General features: G+C 65.8%; 21 protein-coding genes and 1 tRNA gene. 12 read left to right on the top strand and 10 right to left on the bottom strand.

Going from position 1 to position 20747, the window contains the following annotated elements; all coding sequences use genetic code 11:
• The first annotated feature begins 52 nt into the window (after positions 1–52).
• Positions 53–637, top strand: coding sequence for a nuclear transport factor 2 family protein (locus tag FEK34_RS05950; protein WP_138446811.1), 585 nt, complete (start codon positions 53–55; stop codon positions 635–637).
• Between the two features lie 177 nt (positions 638–814).
• Here the strand turns inward: FEK34_RS05950 and FEK34_RS31100 are convergent, their stop codons facing one another.
• On the bottom strand, positions 815–1570 hold the full coding sequence (locus FEK34_RS31100) for a class I SAM-dependent methyltransferase (protein ID WP_349292410.1): 756 nt from the start codon (positions 1568–1570) through the stop codon (positions 815–817).
• Positions 1571–2268: 698 nt separating this feature from the next.
• Positions 2269–2550, bottom strand: coding sequence for a DUF4254 domain-containing protein (locus FEK34_RS05960; RefSeq protein WP_138446813.1), 282 nt, complete (start codon positions 2548–2550; stop codon positions 2269–2271).
• On the opposite strand from FEK34_RS05960, the gene FEK34_RS05965 reads away from it, so the two are divergent.
• Entirely contained in the window at positions 2461–2709 is a 249-nt protein-coding gene (locus FEK34_RS05965; RefSeq protein ID WP_138446814.1) for a hypothetical protein, read from the top strand. The two genes, FEK34_RS05960 and FEK34_RS05965, sit on opposite strands and share 90 nt — an antisense overlap.
• A 543-nt stretch (positions 2710–3252) precedes the next feature.
• On the opposite strand, the gene FEK34_RS05970 is transcribed toward FEK34_RS05965, so the two are convergent.
• Positions 3253–4116: a sigma-70 family RNA polymerase sigma factor gene (locus FEK34_RS05970; RefSeq protein WP_138446815.1), complete on the bottom strand. Its 864-nt coding sequence runs from the start codon at positions 4114–4116 to the stop codon at positions 3253–3255.
• A 74-nt stretch (positions 4117–4190) separates the two neighbouring features.
• Here FEK34_RS05970 and FEK34_RS05975 point away from each other — a divergent pair, with 74 nt between their 5' ends.
• A complete protein-coding gene (locus FEK34_RS05975) occupies positions 4191–4571 on the top strand; it encodes a DoxX family protein (protein WP_138446816.1) in 381 nt (126 codons plus the stop codon).
• Between the two features lie 129 nt (positions 4572–4700).
• Here the strand turns inward: FEK34_RS05975 and FEK34_RS30375 are convergent, their stop codons facing one another.
• The 3 genes from FEK34_RS30375 to FEK34_RS05985 form a co-directional block, all read right to left on the bottom strand.
• On the bottom strand, positions 4701–5081 hold the full coding sequence (locus tag FEK34_RS30375; protein WP_212748705.1) for a hypothetical protein: 381 nt from the start codon (positions 5079–5081) through the stop codon (positions 4701–4703).
• 26 nt (positions 5082–5107) lie between these two features.
• Positions 5108–5389: a hypothetical protein gene (locus FEK34_RS30380; protein ID WP_212748706.1), complete on the bottom strand. Its 282-nt coding sequence runs from the start codon at positions 5387–5389 to the stop codon at positions 5108–5110.
• 285 nt (positions 5390–5674) lie between these two features.
• Positions 5675–6865 (bottom strand): NAD(P)/FAD-dependent oxidoreductase, encoded by a 1191-nt coding sequence (locus tag FEK34_RS05985; RefSeq protein WP_138446817.1) that lies wholly within the window; start codon positions 6863–6865, stop codon positions 5675–5677.
• A gap of 425 nt (positions 6866–7290) precedes the next feature.
• Between FEK34_RS05985 and qcrB the strand changes: the two genes are divergently transcribed.
• On the top strand, positions 7291–8907 hold the full coding sequence (gene qcrB, locus FEK34_RS05990) for a cytochrome bc1 complex cytochrome b subunit (protein ID WP_138446818.1): 1617 nt from the start codon (positions 7291–7293) through the stop codon (positions 8905–8907).
• Positions 8907–9152: a hypothetical protein gene (locus FEK34_RS05995; protein ID WP_138446819.1), complete on the top strand. Its 246-nt coding sequence runs from the start codon at positions 8907–8909 to the stop codon at positions 9150–9152. Before qcrB ends, FEK34_RS05995 begins: the two co-directional genes overlap by 1 nt.
• Before the next feature lie 167 nt (positions 9153–9319).
• On the opposite strand, the gene FEK34_RS31355 is transcribed toward FEK34_RS05995, so the two are convergent.
• Positions 9320–9667, bottom strand: coding sequence for a Na+/H+ antiporter NhaA (locus tag FEK34_RS31355; protein WP_138446820.1), 348 nt, complete (start codon positions 9665–9667; stop codon positions 9320–9322).
• A gap of 105 nt (positions 9668–9772) precedes the next feature.
• On the bottom strand, positions 9773–10675 hold the full coding sequence (locus FEK34_RS06005; protein ID WP_138446977.1) for an RNA polymerase sigma-70 factor: 903 nt from the start codon (positions 10673–10675) through the stop codon (positions 9773–9775).
• Positions 10676–11089: 414 nt separating this feature from the next.
• Here FEK34_RS06005 and FEK34_RS06010 point away from each other — a divergent pair, with 414 nt between their 5' ends.
• Complete coding sequence (locus FEK34_RS06010; RefSeq protein ID WP_138446821.1) at positions 11090–11938, top strand: SDR family NAD(P)-dependent oxidoreductase; 849 nt, start codon at positions 11090–11092, stop codon at positions 11936–11938.
• Between the two features lie 209 nt (positions 11939–12147).
• Here the strand turns inward: FEK34_RS06010 and FEK34_RS06015 are convergent, their stop codons facing one another.
• Both FEK34_RS06015 and FEK34_RS06025 read right to left on the bottom strand, forming a co-directional pair.
• A complete protein-coding gene (locus tag FEK34_RS06015) occupies positions 12148–12618 on the bottom strand; it encodes a hypothetical protein (protein ID WP_138446822.1) in 471 nt (156 codons plus the stop codon).
• Positions 12619–14139: 1521 nt separating this feature from the next.
• Positions 14140–14226 (bottom strand) — tRNA-Leu (locus tag FEK34_RS06025).
• A 224-nt stretch (positions 14227–14450) separates the two neighbouring features.
• Between FEK34_RS06025 and FEK34_RS06030 the strand changes: the two genes are divergently transcribed.
• The 6 genes from FEK34_RS06030 to FEK34_RS06055 all read left to right on the top strand — a co-directional run bounded on the left by FEK34_RS06030 (position 14451) and on the right by FEK34_RS06055 (position 20737).
• A complete protein-coding gene (locus FEK34_RS06030) occupies positions 14451–15065 on the top strand; it encodes an ANTAR domain-containing response regulator (protein WP_138446824.1) in 615 nt (204 codons plus the stop codon).
• Between the two features lie 227 nt (positions 15066–15292).
• Positions 15293–16489 carry a branched-chain amino acid ABC transporter substrate-binding protein gene (locus FEK34_RS06035; RefSeq protein ID WP_138446978.1) on the top strand — a complete coding sequence of 399 codons (1197 nt, stop codon included), beginning with the start codon at positions 15293–15295 and terminating at the stop codon, positions 16487–16489.
• A gap of 93 nt (positions 16490–16582) precedes the next feature.
• On the top strand, positions 16583–17620 hold the full coding sequence (locus tag FEK34_RS06040) for a branched-chain amino acid ABC transporter permease (protein WP_104359446.1): 1038 nt from the start codon (positions 16583–16585) through the stop codon (positions 17618–17620).
• Complete coding sequence (locus FEK34_RS06045; RefSeq protein WP_138446825.1) at positions 17617–19044, top strand: branched-chain amino acid ABC transporter permease; 1428 nt, start codon at positions 17617–17619, stop codon at positions 19042–19044. Before FEK34_RS06040 ends, FEK34_RS06045 begins: the two co-directional genes overlap by 4 nt.
• Complete coding sequence (locus tag FEK34_RS06050; protein ID WP_138446826.1) at positions 19041–20009, top strand: ABC transporter ATP-binding protein; 969 nt, start codon at positions 19041–19043, stop codon at positions 20007–20009. The genes FEK34_RS06045 and FEK34_RS06050 overlap by 4 nt, the downstream gene beginning before the upstream one ends.
• Positions 20006–20737 (top strand): ABC transporter ATP-binding protein, encoded by a 732-nt coding sequence (locus FEK34_RS06055; protein WP_249358809.1) that lies wholly within the window; start codon positions 20006–20008, stop codon positions 20735–20737. Before FEK34_RS06050 ends, FEK34_RS06055 begins: the two co-directional genes overlap by 4 nt.
• Positions 20738–20747 lie beyond the last annotated feature (10 nt).

Below are 20747 nucleotides of genomic sequence, written 5' to 3' on the forward strand. Positions count from 1 at the left end.
CTGCCATCAGCGGTGGTGGGCGTAACCGCAACCTGGAGAGGAACTTTCACACATGACCGGATTTCCCCGTGCCGAGATCGAAGCCGTCGTCGAACACTGGCTGCAGGCCAACATCGAGGCCGAGCGCGTGGGGGACTGGCGCGGCCTCGCCGACTTCTTCGTCCCCGAGGCGACCTACGGCTGGAACATCGGCCCGCACCACGACGTGATGTGCGTCGGGATCGACGAGATCCGCGATATCGCCTTCGGTCAGGAGATGGACGGCTTGCTCGGGTGGCGCTACCCCTATCAGCGGGTGCTGATCGACGAGAAAGCAGGCGAGGTCCTCGGGTTCTGGAAACAGGTCACCGAAGACACCGACGGCACCCAGCACGAGGTCTACGGTCTGGGCGGCAGTTGGTTCCGCTACGCGGGTGCGGGCAAATGGGCCTGGCAGCGCGACTTCTTCGACTACGGACATGTCGCCGACCTGTACCTGCGGCTGCTGAAGTCCGGCAAGGTCAGCGCCGAGTTCGCGCAACGCATGCAGAACAGCGCCGCCGCGGCCGGACACCTGCCCGGCTGGTACCCACTCGGGCAGACCCCCGCGCCGTTGTGGCCGGACACCGCGATGCCGGAGCTCCGGTCGCCGGCGTGACGGTGAGTGGTCGCCCGGTTTACCGACGACAAACGCGACTCGCCGATCCTGCCCTCGCTGATACCGTCATCGGATCGGGCGGTTCCCCGGACAGATGGCCGATATCGGTTTCCGGAGCCAGTCCCTCGGCGGAGTCCGGGAGGACGCCGGTATCCGGTCAGCTCTTGCTGCCGATCACTAGGCCGCCCCGTTTGGTGATTGGCAGTGGCGTGGGCAGCGTGCGCGCGGCCTTGGTGGCCCGGCGGCTGATGGCGCCGGCCACCAGCACCCCGTGTGGTCGAGCACCCGGTGGACGGCGCGGAGGGCGGGCAGCGGGTCCGGTAGGTGGTCGAGGATGTTGACCGCGACGACCGCATCGAAGGCGTTGTCGGCGAACGGAATCTCTGCGGCGTCGGCTCGGACCGCGGGCGGCGGAACCGCTGAGAGCATGGTCGCCGAGGCGTCCAGGCCCACCACCCACGGTGGTGCCGTCATCTTGTCCGCGGCGGCGCGCAGCGCGCCTTCGCCGCAGCCGAGGTCGAGCACGCGCCGGCAGTGGCGCTCGGTCAGCAGATGGGCGATCTTTGTCGTACAGGCTGAGACCGGGCCGCAGGTGGGTGGCGGTCGATCTGGCGCCGAGGCGGAACCGCTGCGGATCGGTGTCGTAGTCGCGTTCGGTTGCCACGACGCCAGTATCGAGGAAGCCGACCTGATGCGGCAGTGCCCGAGGGTGGACGAGTCACTCAGCGGGGTCTCTGCGCTGCGGGATCGACGTGACGACTGATCTCGTAAGAATCCGGGTAACTCACCGGGTACGCCCAGAGGTGGTGGGCGTCGTGACCGCCGGTCCGCGACGTAGATCTCGCGCCTCCCACTCTCCGGCAAGAATCCCGGAGAGGCGGTCGAGCCCTGGTGCCGAGTGTGGGACTCGAACCCACACGTCCGTGAGGACAACGGTTTTTTTGAGACCGTCGCTTTCGACGTTTGCAGTGATCGGAAAGTGTTGGCTTCTATGGTGGTATCGCGCTGACCAGCGAGTTTGTTCGTTGGTCTCGTTGGTGGGTATCGGCACGCTCAGATGCTGCTGCGGACTGGTTGCGGACTGAGCAGCGGACAGAACGGTTTCTGCCTCGGTTAAATGTCTCGACGAGTCGCCTCGGAACGGTCCAGCCGGAGTCGGCCGAGGGGGGTCGCGGCAGTCGCGGAACCCGGCACCGCCGGAAGCGTGTGCACGGTGTGGAAGTGTGCGCACGCTCCTGTTTGTGATCCCGACGTTCGAGGCACTTCGCCTGATGGCCCTACATCCCGGCTATCTCCGCGCCGCGCGCTGTCGTGTTGGACGCCCTGGGTGGTAGGGATGGGTACCTGCCGCCGTTCCTCGCGGCAGGGTGGCCGTTACACCGTGTCGGCGGCGCGTCCGGCCGGTGCCGCGGACGCGGCACCGGCCGAAGCAGCCGTTCATGAGGTGCAATGCCGCCGTCGGGTTGGCTTTCGGATCGGCGACCGCTCGCCGGAACTGCGATGTCTCCCGGTATCGCTCGGCGTCGCCACTCGGCTCAGGACCCGCTGACCTACTGGCGAAAGAGTTCCAGGCGCGCCACTCTGGGGCGATTCGGACACATCGCGACTAGGTTCTGGGCCTACTGCCGTGATCACAGTCCGTGGTCGGGGAGCCGCCGGGTTCCTGCGGCGAGATCGTCGACGAGATCCTGGTACGCCGACGCCAACTCATCCAGTTGCGCGCACGCGTCGACATATGCGGTGTCGGACGGTGCGGTTAACGCGACATAGGTCATCGCGGTGAGTTCTGCGATGCGGTCGATGACGCGCCCGATTGTTTCGGTGTGGATGCGAGCGCCGGGAAAGGGGACGGGCACGGCCAGGACGACGAAGCGGTCGATCTCGTGAACCAGCTGGGCGCGTCGCCAGTCGATACGCTCGGTCTCGCGGGGTGCCCGCTGCGCGCCGGGCCGGTCTGCGTCGCCAAAAAGGTCACCAGACCGTCAGGAATCGACGAGTGGGCGGCGTTCGTCGCCGGCGTCAGCGACGGCGAATTCGACCATGCGCGACTTGGTAGCGGGCAACGAAAGTAAGACCGTGAAATCTTGGCCAGGCATGCAGCTCGGCTGCGTCGGACAACGTGGACATTCCGTATGGACGCCGTGATCTGTGTCTACGGCATCCGGAGATGAGGAACGCGCTGGTCGGTTCGCACCGTGGCCCCGGGTGGTCGCAGGTTCGATTCCCCGGCGGGGGCGGTATAGATGGGACCGAATCTGGTATTCCTTTTCGTAGCGGCAAATTGACGTTCGAAGCTGCATTCGCGCTGTAACCGTTCGGGATCACGCGCGAGGCTCGGTAGGCCGCCCACGGCGTCGACACCGCCATTCCTCGGTCTCCGGACCACGGAGGCGCCACGGACCGTGCCGTGTCTGCTGCCACGAGTTGTCGACTGCGCGTGAGAACCGGAACGTCGAGGGCGGCGACGACCAAATGCCTTGGCTCTGGTGTGGCGAATGTGACGGTGCGCGGCTCGGCGTCTCGCAGCGAACAAAGGGTCTAGAACTGACGGCGGGATGTCGGCGGCGAGAGGCGGATCATTCGTGGCGCGGGAGACTTGCGCACTGAGCGCCTGGTTACGGCACCGTGAGAGCCATTCTCGACAATCGGTCTCTGTCCGCAACCGCGTCGATCCCGATGATGCGCTCGCTTGCGAAACTCACGATCATGACCAGCATCAGTGTGCCGCGTGGCGCCAGCACCAAGCCCGGCTCACCGTCGAGGAAGATCACGCGAGCAGGTTGTGCCTTGCCGCAGAACGCTTCGGCGATGGCTCGGCTACCTTCGAGGTCCATCCCGGCGCCCAACAGGCGCGCGGCCTCGTCGGTGCGGTAGGTCGCATCGGGGTCGAGCATGGCGAGCAGCGCCTCGAACTCGCCGTTCTGAGCAGCGCCCAGGAACACTTCGACGGCGCGGTATCGCCGCATCCGGTCATCGCTGCTCGACTCGGCGTTACCACGTACCCGCGTGCGTGCCCGGCTGGCTATCCGTTGGGTGGTCGCCGGGCTGCGGTCGACGATCGGAGCGATGTCGGCGAACGGCACCGAGAACAGATCGTGCAGGACGAAAGTGATTCGCTCCATCGGTGACAACCGGTCCAGCACCACCAGTAGCGCGGTGCCGACGGAGTCCGCCAGCACAGCCTCCTGCTCGGGATCGGCCCCAGTCCGCGTCCCGAGCTCCGTGCCGAGTTCGTCGAGTGAGTCTTCGCGGCGTGCCTCGCGCGATCTGAGCATGTCCAGGCATACCCGGCCGACCACGGTCGTCAGCCAGCCGGCCAGATTCGCGACGCCGCTCGTGTCGGCCCCGGCGGCCTTGAGCCAGGTCGTTTGGACGGCGTCGTCGGCTTCGCTCAACGAGCCGAGCATCCGATAGGCCACCGCTCGCAGGTGGCTGCGATGTTGTTCGAAACGCTGCACGAGCACGTCGTTTCCGTTCATGTGTCTGGTTTCCTCGCCGTGATCCGTCAGAGAAGCAGGAAGCCATTCCGACACAACAGTGGAGGCAGTAAACCATGAACGTTGCGCTGTGGATCGTCGCCGGTGTGCTGGCGGCCGTGCTCTTGGTCAGTAGCGCTAAGTTGGTGATCCCCAAAGACAAGATCGTGGCCGCCGGAGACTATGCGGCGTGGGCCAAGGATTTCAGCCCGGCCGCATTGAAAGCGCTTGGGTTCGTGGATCTTCTGGGTGCTGCGGGGCTGATCCTGCCCGCCGCACTCGATATCGCGCCGATCCTGGTGCCGGTGGCGGCCACCGGCACGGCCCTGCTTTTCCTCGGTGCGATAGTGGTGCGGGTCCGGCGGGGTTTGTGGGCAACGGCCGTCGCCGAGGTGTTTTATCTGGCCATGGCGGTCTTCGTGGCCGTGGGCCGTTTCAGCCTCGAGCCCTTCGCCTGACTCGACTGTGGTCGAACCGGCCGGATGCCTCGCCGTGACTGTGCCGGAATCTCAACGAGGTGTCATCCGGTTTTGGCGACCTGGCGGGTGTCGGGTGACGCCGGCTTCATTGCAGATTGTGGTCGGCGATCACTCCGTGGCTGCGAGCGGCCCGTACCGCAGGAATGACACGGCGCTGCCCGCGCCGGGCGGCAAGAGTTGGCCGAGCGTGCCCGACCATCCGGGCAGCTTTTCGGGCGCGGTCGCGGTTTCGGAGATGGGGTTGCTGACGAGCATCATGGTGACCGCACCGATTCCCATCCCGGCATATCCGAACAGTGATTCCAGCCCGAGAATCGTCAGTGAGGTCGCCGCGATGGCCAGGCCGATGGCGCCGGCATTGGCTGGGTAGGACCCGCTGAGGGAACCGAGCCAGAATTCCAGGATCGCTGCGACCGTGAGGCTGCCGGTGACGGAGAAGGCGAGGGCACCGGCGACCCGGCGGCTGGTGCCGTGCACGAGGCTGGTCATAAGCACCGCGGCGAGTAGGCCTCCCATCACCAGCGGCAGCGCACCGGCGGCCAGTCCGGCGCCGCGGGGTCGGCGGGCGTGGCGGCGAGTTCGCGGACAACGGTCGAGGTGCCGGGCCCGCCGGCTTGGCCGAGGCCCGCTGTCATCGCTTGCAGTGTTTGGGCGACGGCGGTGCTCGCGGCGGTGGCGATGAGGACTTGCGGTGTGCCGGAGCTGAGGTCGATCGCTCCGTACACTTCCCGGTCGCCGATGAGTTGTTCGGCTGCCGCGGTGTCGTGGACGGCTGTGATGTCGAATCCTCCCGGCATTCGCTGCTCCAGCGCGGTGCGGATCTGAGCGGATCTGAGCGACGGCGGTGGGTGGCCCGGCGACGGCGATCGGCACGTCATGCACCGATGAGCGGGCCGATGGCCATGCGAACGCGACGAGCAGGACGCCGATGATCGCCGTGAGTGCGACGACGGTTCCCGCCACCGTCGGCCATCGGGAGGTCGAGACATCGGTAACGGGCGACGCCGGAGATTCACGTCTACTCCTCGAAACTGGGTGACCGCCGGTGCGCAGCGCACCGGCGGCCGGTGTCTGTGATGACCTCAGGCGACCGGCGCTGATTCGCTGTCGCGCTTGGTTTCCAGCAGCGTCGGCCGGTGCTTTCCGTCGGTGAACCAGTGGTGGGAGCCGGGCTTGTGGGCTTCGGTGGTCAGGTGTTTGATGCCGGCCGTGCAGGCGAATTCCTTGAGTTTCTTGCCGGCGAAGCCGCTGAAGTACAGCCGCATCGGGGTGTCGTCTTTGTGGCCGAGCTGGTAGATGCCGGCGTGACGGCCGAAGCTGAGGCACATGGCGGGGAACGACAGGTCGATCGGGGTGGGCTGCTCGCCTGCGATCCGGTGCAGGAGGGTGTCGGCGGCGTGTGCGCCCAGGCAGTAGGCGGTGTAGGCGCTCATTCGGAACGGAAGGTCCGACGGTGCCGAGCAGTCGCCCGCGGCGACGATGCGTTCGTCGTCGACGCTTGTCAGGGTTTCGTCGGTGAGCAGTCGCCCGGCAGTGTCGGTGCTCAATCCGCTGCGCGCGGCCAGGTCGGGGACGTCGAAGCCGGCTGTCCAGACCGTGACCGCGCTGGCCATCGTCTGCCCGTCGGCGAGTTCCACGGTCTCCCGGGACACCGCCGTGACCATGGCTTCGGCGCCTTCGATGACGTTCACCCCAAGTTTGGTGAAGTATTTGCGGGCGGTGCGCCGGGCCTTGGGGTGCAGGTAGGGACCGAGGACCTTGCCGCAGACCAAGGTGACGTTGCGGCCTTGCTCGGCCAGCTCCGCGGCGACCTCGATCCCGGTCGGACCGCCACCGATCACGGTCACCGGCGCGGTCATCGGGGTGTCGAAGAGTGTCGACCGTAACCGTTGCGCGGCTTCCAGAGTCGCGATGGGGTAGGCGAATTCGGCCGCGCCCGGTACCTGCGGGGACGCGTCGCGGCTGCCGACCGCGTAGATGAGGTAGTCGTAACCGATGGGGGCGCCCTCGGCCAGGGTCACGCTGCATGCGGTGGCGTCGATGCGGGTTGCGCTGTCGGTGACCAGCCGGACACTGTCGGCCAGGATGTCGGTGTAGTCGACGACCGCGTCGTGCGTGCCGCCGACCAGCTGGTGCAGTCGCAGCCGCGGGACGAAGGCCGGACGGGGGTTGATCACGGTCACCCGGACATCGTCGCGCTGGGTCAGGCGATTGGCTGCCATCACCCCGGCGTATCCGCCGCCGATCACGACCACATCGATGGTGTTGCTCATGGTGTCTCCTTCGCTTCGAGGGTTCGAGCACAAGACACCGGCCGAGCGGGATTTCTGACAGCCCGCGCGAGTGATCTATGTCACCGTGCGGGCCTGTCAGGGATTCAGCGGCCGTCTCGTTCATGGGGTGCTGGAACAAGACGGGAGCCAATGATGAAGCGCCGCAGCGTTGTCCTCGAAGCCGGATGCTCCACCGCATCGAACCGGCAGAGGCAGGTCGTCGGAGGCGGGCGCAGCTATTTCCATCGGATCACGCCGCACAGCGAGACGGTCGGCGTGACCTTCGGCGGTGCCGGACGCTTCCCGCGGCTCGGACGAGTGTCGCCACTGCCGTCGAATATGAGCTACGCCACAAGATGTCACATTCCGCCGTGCTGCTCGGTCTGGTGTGCAGCTGTCATCGATGATCGGGAGGCTTCGTAGTCATGAGCACCATTGCCCGCGGTGCGGATGCCGCGGACGAGCGCTATCGCGGCGCTGCGTTCGTGCGGCGTTCGATCAACAAGGTATTTCCCACGCATTGGTCGTTTCTGCTCGGCGAGATCGCCCTCTACAGCTTCATCATCCTGTTGATCACCGGCGTGTATCTGACGTTGTTCTTCGATCCGTCGATGAGCGAGGTCGTCTATGACGGTGCTTATCAGCCGTTGCGCGGGACGACGATGACGCGCGCGTACGAGTCGACGCTGAATATCAGCTTCGAGGTGCGTGGCGGGTTGTTCGTGCGGCAGGTGCACCATTGGACCGCTCTGCTGTTCGTGGCATCGATGATCGTGCACATGTGCCGGATCTTCTTCACCGGCGCATTCCGCCGCCCGCGAGAGATCACCTGGGTCATCGGCTGCCTGCTGCTGATACTCGCGCTGTTCGAGGGTTTCTTCGGATATTCGTTGCCCGACGATCTGTTGTCGGGGACGGGTTTGCGGGCGGCGTTCTCCGGTATCACGATCTCCGTTCCGGTGGTGGGGACCTGGCTGCACTGGATGCTGTTCGGCGGTGACTTCCCCGGCGAGATCATCATTCCGCGCCTGTACATCACCCATGTCCTGCTGTTCCCGGCGCTCATGCTGGCATTGGTCATAGCCCACATCGGCATCGTCTGGTACCAGAAGCACACGCAGTTTCCCGGGCCCGCGCGCACCGAGAACAATGTGGTCGGCACGCGCATCGTTCCGGTCTTCTCGCTGGATCAGAGCGCCTTCTTCATGTTCACCCTGGCGGCGGCGGCGCTGATGGGCGGCTTGCTGCAGATCAATCCGGTGTGGAATCTGGGCCCGTACAACCCGGCTCATGTCTCGGCGGGCTCGCAACCGGACTTCTACATGATGTGGACCGATGGCATCGCCCGTCTGATGCCGCCGTGGGAGCTGTATGTGGGCGGTTATACGGTTCCCGCGGCGTTCTGGGTCGCGGTCGTCATGGGGTTGGTCCTGGCGATCCTGGTGGTATATCCATGGATCGAGAAGCGCCTGTCGAAGGACCGAGCACACCACAATCTGCTACAGCGCCCCCGGGATGTGCCGGTGCGCACCGCGATCGGCGCGATGGCGCTCACCTTCTACCTCGTGTTGACGCTGGCATGCGTCAACGACATCCTCGCCTTGACCTTCAATCTGTCGCTGAACGCGACTACCTGGTTCTTCCGGATCGCGGTATTGATCGGCCCGCCCGCCGCCTATTACCTGACGTATCGAATGTGTCTGGGTTTGCAGCGCAGCGATCGCGCCGTGCTGGCCCACGGCATCGAAACCGGTGTGATCACACGCCTCCCGCACGGTGAGTACATCGAAATGCACCAGCATCTGGGGGCGGTCGACGACCACGGCCAACCGATTCCGCTCGAATACCAGGGCGCCCGGGTGCCGAAGAAGATGAACACCCTCGGCGCGGCGGGCACCCCCGGACCTGGATCGTTTCTGCGCGCAGACCCGGAAACCGAAGCCGAACAGCTCATGGCGATCGAGCATGCCGAAGAGCGGCGGCAGTTGACTGTGCTCCGCGACTATCAGCACCGTGCCGCCGGCGCGGGAAAGGAGGCGTGATGGTGTCGCGATTCGGGCGCAACGAGCCGGTCACCGAAGACTATGGCCTGCTGTTTCCCATAGCCACCGTCAGCAGTGAACAGGCAGCGCACTGTGTGCGAGAAGTGCTGCGCGCCCGGGGTATCCGGTCCACCACGACCGCACCTCGGGCCGTGGGCGGCACCGTTCGCATTCGGGTGCTCGTGTTCCCCGAAGACGCCGCCCGCGCCTTCAACGTGATCTGCGCCCACACAACCCAGGACTGACCAACCCGATCAAGGCGGCGGTCCGGCGCCGCCGCCTACGGGGAGCAGATCGCCAGCACACACCCGTGGCGATCTGGACGGGCGACTTGCTCACCTTCATTCGTCGGCTGGTGTCGGTGTGATGGTTGTCGATGCCGTGTTCACGTATTTCTATTGTGGTGTGCGACCTACCGGGGCAGCGAAATCTCGGATTCGATGCGGGTCAGCTTCTCCGGGTTCCGGACATAGTAGATACCGGTGATTCGGGCCTCCTCGACGTGGAAGGCCATGACGCCGTTCATCTCGCCGTTCATACGGATGATGAGTACCTGGTGACCGTTGACGATGATGGGGTGCGTGGTGAGGCAGGCATCGATCTTCCCGGTGCCTCGGATGAGGTAGCGGGCCACCTGCTCGGCGCCGAGGTGGAGTTCGTCGGTGTAGAAGACGGCGAAAACGGTGACGGCGAGCAGATCGTCGACGACCGCGAGGGCGAGCAGGAAAGTGATTCCCAATCGGGCTGGAGTGGTCTGCATGGGTCGGATTCCGCTATGGGTCGTTCCCGTAGCAGTCCGAAGGCACGGTCCCGGCGGGCTGTCTGGACTTCTTCCCGCCAGGTTGTGTGTGTGTGCTCGGCCGGGTTACCGGGAAAGTTCGGCCGGTTCATCCAGCTGTGCCAGCTTGCGCGGGTTTGCTACGGCGTAGATCTGGGTGATCCGCTCGTTGTCTACGACGAGGTTCAGTGCGGCCGTCTCACCGTCGATCTCGATCCGGCCTGCGGGAGCGCCATTGAGAAACACGGTCGTCGTCTCGACGGTCGCGGCCACCCGGTGGACGCGCGCGAGCAATGTCGCCACCAGCTCGGCTCCGTGAATGGGAACCCGAGTGGCTGCCACGAGCCCCCCGCCGTCGGCGATCAGGACCACATCCGGAGCCAGGACCTCCATAAGGCCCAATACGTGCCCTGTCCGCAATGCCAGCAGGAATCGCTCAACCACGGCACGCTGCTCCGCTCGGCTCACATCAACTCGCGGTCGGCGAGCTGCCACATGCTCACGAGCGCGGCGTGCGATCTGCCGAACCGCAGCCGCGGACTTACCGATGGCCTCGGCGATCTCGCTGTATGGGATATCGAACACCTCGCGCAGGACGTACACCGCCCGCTCGGTGGGGGTGAGTGTTTCCAGCACGAGCAGCATCGCCATCGAGATGCTGTCGGCCAACTCGACGTCCTCGGCCACGTCGGGCGTGGTCAGCAACGGCTCGGGCAACCAGGTGCCGACGTATGACTCCTTACGCCGGGTGAGGGTACGCAGCCGGGTGAGCGCCTGTCGGGTCACGATCCTCACCAGGTAGGCACGCTGGTCCCGCACTGTGTCGAGATCGACGCCCACCCATCGCAGCCAGCTCTCTTGCAGGACGTCCTCGGCGTCGGCGACTGAGCCGAGCATTTCGTAAGCGACGGTGAACAGCAGTTTGCGGTGGGCGACGAACACCTCGGTAGCAGGGCTCGGCAATTGGCCTCGTTCGTGAGCAGCCGCCATATGCGGCGCGGTCCGCAGCCTGTCTGCCATGGGCGGCTCCTGTCTGTCGACTGTGTCCTCCATAAGACGCCGGCCAGTCTCCATGTGTGACACCGGATAGAGGAAGGTCCGCAAAATCGGCACCCTCGTAGACCCCCCCTGAAAGGGCGGGCCCGCAGTATGCCGAGGTGACGCCGCCGGTGCGGGCAGCGCCCGAGGGGCACGCTCGAGACGGCGAGGCGGCGGGAAGGCGGTCTGCGGGCCGGGGCGCGGGTGAAGCTACCGCTGGTACTGGTGGTAGCTACGAGCAGTAGGGGCGGATGCCGTTCACCTAGTTGTGGTGCTCATCACGCAGTCGCGGTGTCACGGGTGCCGAGTCGCTGACGTCTTATCTCGGACCGATGCCACGAGCTTGTAAGAGACGGGAAGCAATTGATGACTATCACCGAGGGAATGATGTCGCTGGCAGGGAAGGTTGCAGTCGTGACCGGCGCGGGGTCGGGGATCGGCGCGGCGACTGCGGTAACGCTGGCGGCTCGGGGAGCGCGGGTGTGCTGCGCCGGACGCACCCTCGACAGCGTTGAGCGGACGGCCGAGCAGATCGTGGCCGCGGGGGGTGAGGCGTTCGGCATGCGGGTCGACGTGGCGTCGCCGGAGGACAACGACGCGATGGTCCGTGAGACGGTTGCCCGGTACGGAGCCCTCCATGTCGCCCATCTCAATGCCGCAACCGGGCACTGGGCCGGTGTTCTGGACTACCCGTTGGAGGAATGGGACCGCACGCTGGCGGTGAATCTGCGCGGTGTACTTCTCGGTGTGCAGGCAGCAGGTCGCGCCATGCGCGATGGGGGTGGTGGCTCGATTGTGGTCACCTCGTCGGCGGCCGGGCTCACCGGTGTGCGGATGTCCTCGGCGTATTCGGCCTCGAAGCACGGTGTGATCGGCCTGGCCAAGTCGGCTGCCCTCGAGCTGGGATCGGTCGGCATCCGGGTCAACACCATCTGCCCGGGATACATCGCCAGCAATGAACTCACCCGGAAGATCGGCGAAGAACTCAACGTAGGCAGCCGTTTTCCGCTGCGCCGACCTGGCCGTAGCGAGGAGGTCGCCGACTTGGTCGCATTTCTGGCCAGTGACAGTGCCTCGTTCATCACCGGCAGTGTGTTCACCATCGACGGCGGGTGGCTGGCCGGCGGCATCGACCTCCAGGATGATTCGGCGGATCGAGCAACCGGAACCGACCGGGTTGCGGCCTTTGCCAACACGTACTCCCAGAACCCGTAGGTCCCACGGACAGGCGGATGATGCGTTGAGTCCGGTCGGCGAACTCAATGTGAGCGCGGCGAGAATCCGGAATGCTACTTCGACGCCCGGATGTGGCTGGGTGGGATCCGGGAGGTGATTGGTCTATCGCGCCGGCGGCTCAGCTCCGGCATGCTCCGATGAGCCCGAGATATACAGGTGTCTCGCAGCGCCAGAGCAAATCAGGTAGGTCAGTTAGCCGGGTCGGGCGCGGAGGTGTCGTCGCCAGCGGAGTCGCTGGATGCGACTTCCTGATCCCTGCGATCACGCAGGGCTGACTCGATCGCCTGGAGCGCATCCGTTGTGTTCGTTGCGGTTACGGTCACCGATTTCGTAGTCGTCTGGACATGGGTGGCATGCTCGCCGGGTTGGGTGCCCACAACGGTTTCGACCTCGACTGTCACGTCTCCGCGGCGCGCTCGCAGGAAGGCCGGCAGCGTTTTGATCGCGGCGATGATGACGCCGCTCCCAGAGCCGATCAACCAGATGTACTCAGGAACGTTGATGAGCGGGTCGAGACTCTTCTGTAGAGGTACGGCAGCAGATGCGCCTTGGCATTGATTGAAATGATCCTGTAGGTCCTCCAGGTACGCCCGTCTGGCCTCGTTGTCGAGGTCAGTGGGTGCCCAAACCTTCACCATCACATCATCTGTCGTTGACATACGGCCATCTTCGCGTTCAGGCGTAACCTGCGACGACCATCAACCTGCGGTCATGACGCCGATGCCGGGCCTGGCGTCCCGGTCGAGGTCGGCGGCCAGACGTTCTCGTCCGGGGCGGCGCGACTTGGGCGGCGGCGGTCGCCGCGCCGAAGATGTCGGTCACGGTGGGCGGGGCCAATTAACGGCCGTAGATGGCCCCGGCTCGTCTGCCTCGAAGGAGCGATCCGCCCGGTCGGCTGCGACAAGGCGAGCGCTATGTCGACTCCTTCGGCCGTCGTTTGTCATGCGGTGTTGAAAACGGCCATCGCCGACGGAGTTGAAGGGTTGTACCGCTTCATTCGATGTTAGGAGCGTTCCCAATGTCCTTCATCCGCGCACGTCTGTTCACCGCGCCGCTGTTCGTCTTTGGCGAGACCCGAACACCGGGCCAGCTCACATGACGGAAGCGGCCGAACGGCCGCGCGCCGCAAACGGCCGTTGTTGAGCCCAACGCCAGGGTCGCGTTCCGCGGCTTATCCAGTCCAGGGGCAGAGCGAATTTTCGAGCGCGATGCGGATTCCGAGCGGGGCGAATTCGACTGCCGCGGCGACTCTCGGCCGAATTGTTGCGAAACGGGGGTTTGGGTGGGATTGATCGCTTGACGACTCCGGTCCTATAGAGCGTTGATTGACGACCCGAATTGCGCTGGTCGTCTCAGTTGTTCGTAACCCTCTGAGGCGGAGCAGCTTTCGGTGTCAGAAACCCGAGAGATCGAGCAGGAGTCAAATATGAACGAGAACGACGTTTACTTGCGGGCGAAGGACTGCGAGAAATTGACAGGGATTCCGGAGGCTACGTGGCGGTGGTGGGCACATATCGGCTACGGCCCAGTTAGTTTCAAATTGGGGCCCCGCCGCCGGGTATGGCGGAAATCTGCGGTGCTGGCCTGGATCGCAGAGCAGGAGCAGGAGCAGGCGAGCCGACGCGGTGAGGCTGCGTGATGGCGGCGACGCGGAACCCGCGGTCGGGTATTGAGGATCGTTGGTACCCGATCTGGACGCCCGTCGTATCCGGGTGACGCGGTCTGCAACCTATGTCCGGGTTGCGGGCACGGTAGTGACCGACACTAAGAACCACACGGCTCGTGGGGTGCCGGTCCCGGAGATTCTGGCGGAGGAGCTCGCCGACCCTGTGCAGGGGCGTCGGCTCGACGCGCTGGTGCTCCCGACCCGTCAGCGTGGCACCTGGAGTCGGCGGAGTTCCGGTGGGTGTTCGATCGGGCCGCGACGGCGGGCTGGGCAGTGCCGCTCGGCGCGGGCAGCGCCACACGGCAGCGTCGCCGGCGCTCAGCGTCGGAGCGAATGTCGCGAGGGTTCGGTGGGGTGTCTGCGCTGCGGCATCGAGGTGACGACTGATCTCGCGAGAATCCGGGTAACTCACCGGGTACGTCCAGATGTGGTGGGCGTCGTGACCGCCGGTCCGCGATACAGATCTCGCGGCTCCCACTCTCCGGCAAAAAACCCCGGAGAGGCGGTCGAGCCCTGGTGCCGAGTGTGGGACTCGAACCCACACGTCCGTGAGGACAACGGTTTTTGAGACCGTCGCGTCTGCCAGTTCCGCCAACTCGGCGCACCGGGTGCAAATGATAGCGGGTGGAGGGGGTAATCGCCCAACCGGTCGGCCCCGGTGCCGGCCGGGGGGTGGTTTGCGCTGGGTATATGCGTTCTATGCAGAAGTGAAAGGTACTCTTTACATCACTCGATTGCGTGACGGTGGGTCGATGGGCTGGTTCGTCCGGTCCCGGCCGCGGTCGATCGTGTCGGGGCTCGAGCATCGAACCAGAGGGGTCTTCTATGAGCACTACTGCGGGCGCGGACGCGAAGGCAGGCGCCGGGGCCAAGCGTGTCGTCGTCGCCGAGGACGAGGCCTTGATTCGCATGGATCTGGTCGAGATGCTCACCGAAGAGGGCTATCAGGTGGTCGGCGAGGCGGGCGACGGCCAGCAGGCGGTGGATCTGGCCGTGGAGCACCGGCCGGATCTGGTGATCATGGATGTGAAGATGCCGCGCCGCGACGGGATCGACGCGGCCGCCGAGATCGCTTCCAAACGTGTTGCGCCGGTGGTGATCCTGACCGCGTTCAGTCAGCGCGATCTGGTCGAGCGGGCCCGCGACGCCGGGGCGATGGCCTACTTGGTGAAGCCGTTCACCAAGTCGGATCTGGTGCCGGCGATCGAGTTGGCGGCGAGCCGGTTCCATGAGATCACCGCGCTCGAGGGTGAGGTCGCGAGCCTGTCGGAGCGGTTGGAGACGCGCAAGCTGGTCGAGCGGGCCAAGGGCGTGCTGATGCAGACCCAGGGGCTGTCGGAGCCGCAGGCCTTCAAATGGATTCAGCGCACCGCGATGGATCGCCGTACCACCATGAAGGCGGTCGCGGAAGTGGTTCTGGAGAATCTGGCCCCGCAGTGACCGCCGCTCGGGCGGTATACACGACGCGATTTACATCATGGAAACATGATCGCGAAAAAGAATTCGACACGATGTCATCTGCATGATCCGAATGTGATGCGGATCTAACGTGCCGACGCTATGTTTCTGCGCAGGCTGAGTGGTCGGCCTCCTCGGTTGCCCGGGGGAGCACAGGAACGCAGAGGTGAATCGTGCTTAGTTCGACGTGGCGAAACCGTACGGTGCGAGTGCTGGGGGTCGGCGCGGCCGCAGCCCTGGTGTTGACCGGATGCAGCGAGAAATCGACGGGGGATTCGGAGGCCACCGGGACCGACACCGGGGGCCTGTCCATTCAGCCGGTGATGCAGATCGACGCCCAGGGCAAGGAAGTTCCCTCCACCGATACCGCGGCGGCCGCCGATCCCGCCGGTGACGGTTCGGCGACCTGTCCGGAAGGCACCTCCATCGCCATGGCGGGCGCGCTGACCGGGCCGAACGCGGCGCTCGGCATCAATATCGTCAACGGCGCGAAGCTGGCGATCGAGCAGCACAACAAGGCGAACCCGGGCTGCCGGATCGTGCTGAAGCAGTTCGACACCGAGGGCAATCCGCAGAAGGCGTCGCAGGTCATCCCGCAGATCGTCAACGATCCCACCATCATCGGCCTGGTCGGCCCGGCCTTCTCCGGCGAGACCAAGGCCACCGGCCAGATCCTCAGCGATGCGGGCCTGGTGGCGGTGTCGTCGTCGGCCACCAACGCCTCGCTCACCCAGAACGGCTGGCGCAGCTTCTTCCGCGGTCTGGCCAACGATGACGTGCAGGGCCCGTCGGTGGCCAACTACATGATCAATACCGCCGGCTACAAGAAGGTGTGTGTCGTCCAGGACAACACCGACTACGGCACCGGTCTGGCCGCCAGCGTCACTGCCGCGCTCGGTCCGGTGGCCGATCCGGCGTGCGCGGCCAGCATCAAAGAGGGTGACAAGGACTTCTCCGCGACCGTCACCAAGATCGCCAGCGCGAACCCGGACGCGATCTTCTACTCCGGCTACTACGCCGAGGCCGCACCGCTGGCCCAGCAGTTGAAGTCCGGCGGGGTGGACGCCACCTTCGTCTCCGCCGACGGCAGCAACGACCCGCAGTTCGTCTCCCAGGCGGGTAGTTCGGCCAAGGGCGCGGTGCTGTCGTGCCCGTGCGGCCCGGCCCCGAAGGAATTCACCACCGAGTACGAGGCGCTCAACGGTCAAGCCCCCGGCGTCTACTCGGTGGAGGCCTACGACCTGGCCACGATCCTGGCCAAGGGCATCGACTCGGGCAAGCTGACTCGGCCCGATCTGCTCGAATTCGTGCGCACCTATGACGGCGCCGGCCTGGCCCGCCAGTACAAGTGGAACCCCGACGGCGAACTGTCCAACGCGCTGATCTGGGTGTACGAGGTCAAGTAACGGGAGCGGCACCGGCGCGTACCCACGACCCTGCCGGAGGGTCGGGGTACGCGCCGATCCATCAGGGGCGACAGCGATGAGGGCTTGGCACGGATGACTCCTACCGTTTACGTCGGCGCGTTACCGCTTGCCGACGGTTCGATCGACTTCAACTACGAAGGGGTGATCGATCAATTCTGGCGACTGACCGTCGACGGACTGTCCTACGGCGCGATCTACGCCCTGGTGGCCGTCGGCTACACGCTGGTGTACGGCGTGCTGCGGCTGATCAACTTCGCGCATTCGGAAGTGTTCATGCTCGGCATGTTCGGGCAGTACGTGGGATTGATGCTGCTGGGGTTCTCACCCAGCGGTGATGTGTACTCCCAGGGCGTCATCCTGACCGTCACCTATCTGGGCCTGGCGATGCTGTTCGGGATGGCGGTCTCGGGTGCGGCGGCGGTGGGATTGGAGCGGGTCGCCTATCGGCCGCTGCGCCGTCGCGGCGCCAAACCGTTGATCTTCTTGATCACCGCGATCGGAATGTCTTTCGTGCTACAGGAATTCGTGCACTTCATCCTGCCGAAGCTGTGGCCGGATCTGGGCGGCACCAATGCCCAGCAGCCGATCATCCTGGTGGAGCCGACGGTGCAGTTCAGCTTCGGCGGCGCCGACGTCACCAATGTCACGATCGTGATCGTGGTGGCCGCGGTGGTGCTGGCCGCGGCGGCGGAGATGCTGATCAACCGCACCAAATTCGGACGCGGCATCCGCGCGGTGGCCCAGGACCCGGATACCGCCACGCTGATGGGGGTGTCGCGGGAACGGGTCATCATGCTGACCTTCCTCATCGGCGGTGTGCTGGCCGGCGCGGCGGCGCTGCTGTACGCGCTCAAGATCCCCAACGGCATCATCTATTCCGGCGGATTCGTCCTCGGCATCAAGGCATTCAGCGCGGCGGTGCTCGGCGGCATCGGCAATCTGCGTGGCGCCCTGCTCGGCGGACTGCTGCTGGGGCTGGCCGAGAACTACGGGCAGATCCTGTTCGGCACCGAATGGCGCGATGTGGTGGCGTTCGTGGTGCTCGTGCTGGTGCTGATGTTCCGGCCGACGGGCATCCTCGGTGAGAGTCTCGGGAGGGCCCGCGCATGAATGAGAAGACCACGACGATCGAGGCGCCCAAGCCCCCGCCGCGGCCCATGCACGGCGCCGGCGACGCGATACGCGGCTGGTGGGAAGGGCTGAGCCGGCCGGCGCAGTGGGCGGTCGGGGTTCCGGCGATCATCGCGCTGGCGTTGCTTCCGCTGTTCCCGCCGCCGCTGCTGGACACCCCCGGCACCAGCTTCGGCGGGGTGATGGCGCAGTTCGCGATGTACGCGCTGATCGCCATCGGACTCAATGTGGTGGTCGGTCAGGCGGGCCTGCTCGACCTCGGCTATGTCGGTTTCTACGCCGTCGGCGCCTATACCGTCGGCCTGCTGACCAGCCCGAACAGCCCCTGGAATCAAACCGACGGCGGGTGGCTCGACTCCGACTGGGCCTGGTTGGCGTGTGTGCCGCTGGCCATCGCGGTGACGGCGGTGTCCGGGCTGATCCTCGGCTCGCCCACGCTGCGGCTGCGCGGCGACTACCTGGCCATCGTCACCCTCGGCTTCGGTGAGATCGTGCGACTGCTGGCCGACAACCTCGGCGATCTGACCAACGGCAGCCTCGGCCTGTCCGGCATCGCCTACCCGCGCGTCGGCGAATCCGAGGAGCGCCCGACCGGGGTGTTCTCGGCGGGCAACGTCGGTGACAGCGACAGCGCGAACCTGCTCGACCGCGCCAACTCCGGCACCTGGTGGTACTGGCTCGGCATGATCTTCGTGATCCTGGTGCTGCTCATCGTCGGCAACCTGGAGCGCAGCAGGGTGGGCCGGGCCTGGGTCGCGATCCGCGAAGACGAGGACGCCGCCGAGATCATGGGCGTGCCCGCGTTCAAATTCAAGCTGTGGGCGTTCATGATCGGCGCCGCGGTGGGCGGGCTGTCCGGTGCGTTGTACGCGGGCCAGGTGCAGTTCATCAACCCGACCGGATTCAACATCATCAACTCGATGCTGTTCCTGTGCGCGGTGGTGATCGGCGGCCAGGGCAACAAACTCGGCGTCATCGTCGGGGCCTTCCTGATCGTCTACCTGCCCAACCGGTTGATGTCGGTGCAGCTGGTCACCGATGAGACCGCCGGCTACATCCAGCTCGGTGTGCTTGCGGTGGTCTTCGCCGGACTGGCGCTGGCGTGGAAGCGGTGGATGCACGAGCGCGGCGTGTGGGTGCGCAGGCTGTTCGTCACCGTCACGGTGGTGCTCGGGGTGTACTGGCTGGTCCTGCTCGGCAGCGTGCTGCTGTTCCGGCCGCAGGGCGCGCAGACCCTCGGCGACCTGAAGTACCTGTATTTCGGCATCGCGCTGGTGGTGATGATGATCCTGCGGCCACAGGGCCTGTTCCCGGTGCGTCAGAAACTGCTGGCCTACGGCAGGCAGATCGTCCTCGCGGTGCGCAGACCGCTGTCCGGCGAGCCGGTGGGAGCGAAGCGATGACCGGGCCGGGCGCGGGCGACGCACTGTTCGACAACGAGGACATGGCCGCCGGGTATGTCCCGGAACCGGAGGTGGAGTCGGCGGGCACCGTCGACGTCGAAGCCGTCGACCCGGCCTTGGCCGATGCGGCCGCGGTCGCCGAGGCGGTCGCACCGCATCGCGAGATCGAGACCGAGGTGGGCGCGCCACTGCTGCGTACCGAGAGGCTGACGGTGAAGTTCGGCGGCCTGACCGCCCTCGATGCCGTGAGCTTCGAGATCCGCCGCGGTGAGATCCTCGGCCTGATCGGACCCAACGGCGCGGGCAAGACCACCTGCTTCAATGCCATCACCGGTGTGTACCGGCCGTCGGCGGGCACGGTGTTCTTCGACGGCAAACCGCTGACCAAGACCAAACGCAATGCCATCACCCGCCTCGGCATCGCACGCACCTTCCAGAATGTGCGGCTGTTCGGGGAGATGACGGCACTGGAGAACGTGGTGGTCGGCACCGACGCCAGGCACAAGACCTCGGTGCCCGGTGCGATCTTCCGGACTGCACGGCATCGGCGCGAGGAACGTGATGCCATCGAACGTGGCATGGCGTTGCTGGAGTTCGTCGGTATCGCACCACGCGCGGTGGAGAAGGCGCGCAACCTGTCCTACGGCGATCAGCGCCGTCTCGAGATCGCCCGCGCGCTGGCCACCGAACCCAAACTGCTGTGCCTGGACGAACCGGCCGCCGGGTTCAACCCGAGCGAGAAATCGGCGTTGATGGATCTGATCCGCAAGATCCGCGACGACGGGTTCACGGTGCTGCTGATCGAGCACGATATGCGGCTGGTGATGGGGGTGACCGATCGGATCGTGGTGCTCGAATTCGGCCGCAAGATCGCCGACGGCCTGCCCGCCGACATCCGGGCCGATCCGGCGGTGATCGCCGCCTACCTCGGTGTGCCCGACGACGAGGACGGACAGGACGCATGAGCACAGCCGAACCGATGCTCGTAGTCGACGAGATCTACGTCAACTACGGCAGAATCCAAGCGCTGCACGGTATCTCGCTGCGCGTCGCCGAAGGTGAGCTGGTCACCCTGCTCGGCGCCAACGGTGCGGGCAAGACCACCACCATGCGCGCGCTGTCGGGGCTGCTGCCGTTGACCAAGGGGCGCATCGTGTTCGAAGGCCGCGACATCAGCCGGATGAAGGCCCATGAACGCGTTGTCGCCGGTTTGATCCAGGCGCCGGAGGGCCGGGGCATCTTCCCCGGAATGTCCGTGCAGGAAAACCTCGATATGGGTTGTTATGCGCGGCCTTTCAAACAGAAGGCCGAATACACCGCGACGCTGGATCGGGTGTTCGAGCTGTTTCCGCGGCTGCGGGAGCGGCGCAAACAGATCGGCGGCACGCTCTCCGGCGGTGAGCAGCAGATGCTGGCCATCGGCCGGTCGCTGATGGCGCGCCCGCGCCTGCTGCTGCTCGACGAACCGTCGATGGGGTTGGCGCCCATGGTGATCCAGCAGATCTTCCGCATCATCAGCGAGATCAATCAACAGGGCACCACGGTGCTGCTGGTCGAGCAGAACGCCAGGCAGGCGCTCAAACGCAGCGATCGCGGCTACATCCTGGAGACCGGTGCGGTGACCAAGACCGGCACCGGCGCGGACCTGCTCGTCGACCCGGCGGTGAAGTCGGCCTACCTGGGTGTGGGGTGAGCGGCGGGCG

The organism is Nocardia cyriacigeorgica, from assembly GCF_005863245.1.
GTDB classification, from domain to species: Bacteria; Actinomycetota; Actinomycetes; order Mycobacteriales; family Mycobacteriaceae; genus Nocardia; species Nocardia cyriacigeorgica_C.

Bases quoted from the DNA above. Each gene is read 5' to 3' on its own strand.
- FEK34_RS05950 (WP_138446811.1), top strand. From the start codon at position 53: ATGACCGGATTTCCCCGTGCCGAGATCGAAGCCGTCGTCGAACACTGG.
- FEK34_RS05970 (WP_138446815.1), bottom strand. From the start codon at position 4,116: ATGAACGGAAACGACGTGCTCGTGCAGCGTTTCGAACAACATCGCAGC.
- FEK34_RS05975 (WP_138446816.1), top strand. From the start codon at position 4,191: ATGAACGTTGCGCTGTGGATCGTCGCCGGTGTGCTGGCGGCCGTGCTC.
- FEK34_RS30375 (WP_212748705.1), bottom strand. From the start codon at position 5,081: ATGACCAGCCTCGTGCACGGCACCAGCCGCCGGGTCGCCGGTGCCCTC.
- FEK34_RS30380 (WP_212748706.1), bottom strand. From the start codon at position 5,389: ATGCCGGGAGGATTCGACATCACAGCCGTCCACGACACCGCGGCAGCC.
- FEK34_RS05985 (WP_138446817.1), bottom strand. From the start codon at position 6,865: ATGAGCAACACCATCGATGTGGTCGTGATCGGCGGCGGATACGCCGGG.
- qcrB (WP_138446818.1), top strand. From the start codon at position 7,291: ATGAGCACCATTGCCCGCGGTGCGGATGCCGCGGACGAGCGCTATCGC.
- FEK34_RS05995 (WP_138446819.1), top strand. From the start codon at position 8,907: ATGGTGTCGCGATTCGGGCGCAACGAGCCGGTCACCGAAGACTATGGC.
- FEK34_RS31355 (WP_138446820.1), bottom strand. From the start codon at position 9,667: ATGCAGACCACTCCAGCCCGATTGGGAATCACTTTCCTGCTCGCCCTC.
- FEK34_RS06005 (WP_138446977.1), bottom strand. From the start codon at position 10,675: ATGGCGGCTGCTCACGAACGAGGCCAATTGCCGAGCCCTGCTACCGAG.
- FEK34_RS06010 (WP_138446821.1), top strand. From the start codon at position 11,090: ATGACTATCACCGAGGGAATGATGTCGCTGGCAGGGAAGGTTGCAGTC.
- FEK34_RS06015 (WP_138446822.1), bottom strand. From the start codon at position 12,618: ATGTCAACGACAGATGATGTGATGGTGAAGGTTTGGGCACCCACTGAC.
- FEK34_RS06030 (WP_138446824.1), top strand. From the start codon at position 14,451: ATGAGCACTACTGCGGGCGCGGACGCGAAGGCAGGCGCCGGGGCCAAG.
- FEK34_RS06040 (WP_104359446.1), top strand. From the start codon at position 16,583: ATGACTCCTACCGTTTACGTCGGCGCGTTACCGCTTGCCGACGGTTCG.
- FEK34_RS06045 (WP_138446825.1), top strand. From the start codon at position 17,617: ATGAATGAGAAGACCACGACGATCGAGGCGCCCAAGCCCCCGCCGCGG.
- FEK34_RS06050 (WP_138446826.1), top strand. From the start codon at position 19,041: ATGACCGGGCCGGGCGCGGGCGACGCACTGTTCGACAACGAGGACATG.
- FEK34_RS06055 (WP_249358809.1), top strand. From the start codon at position 20,006: ATGAGCACAGCCGAACCGATGCTCGTAGTCGACGAGATCTACGTCAAC.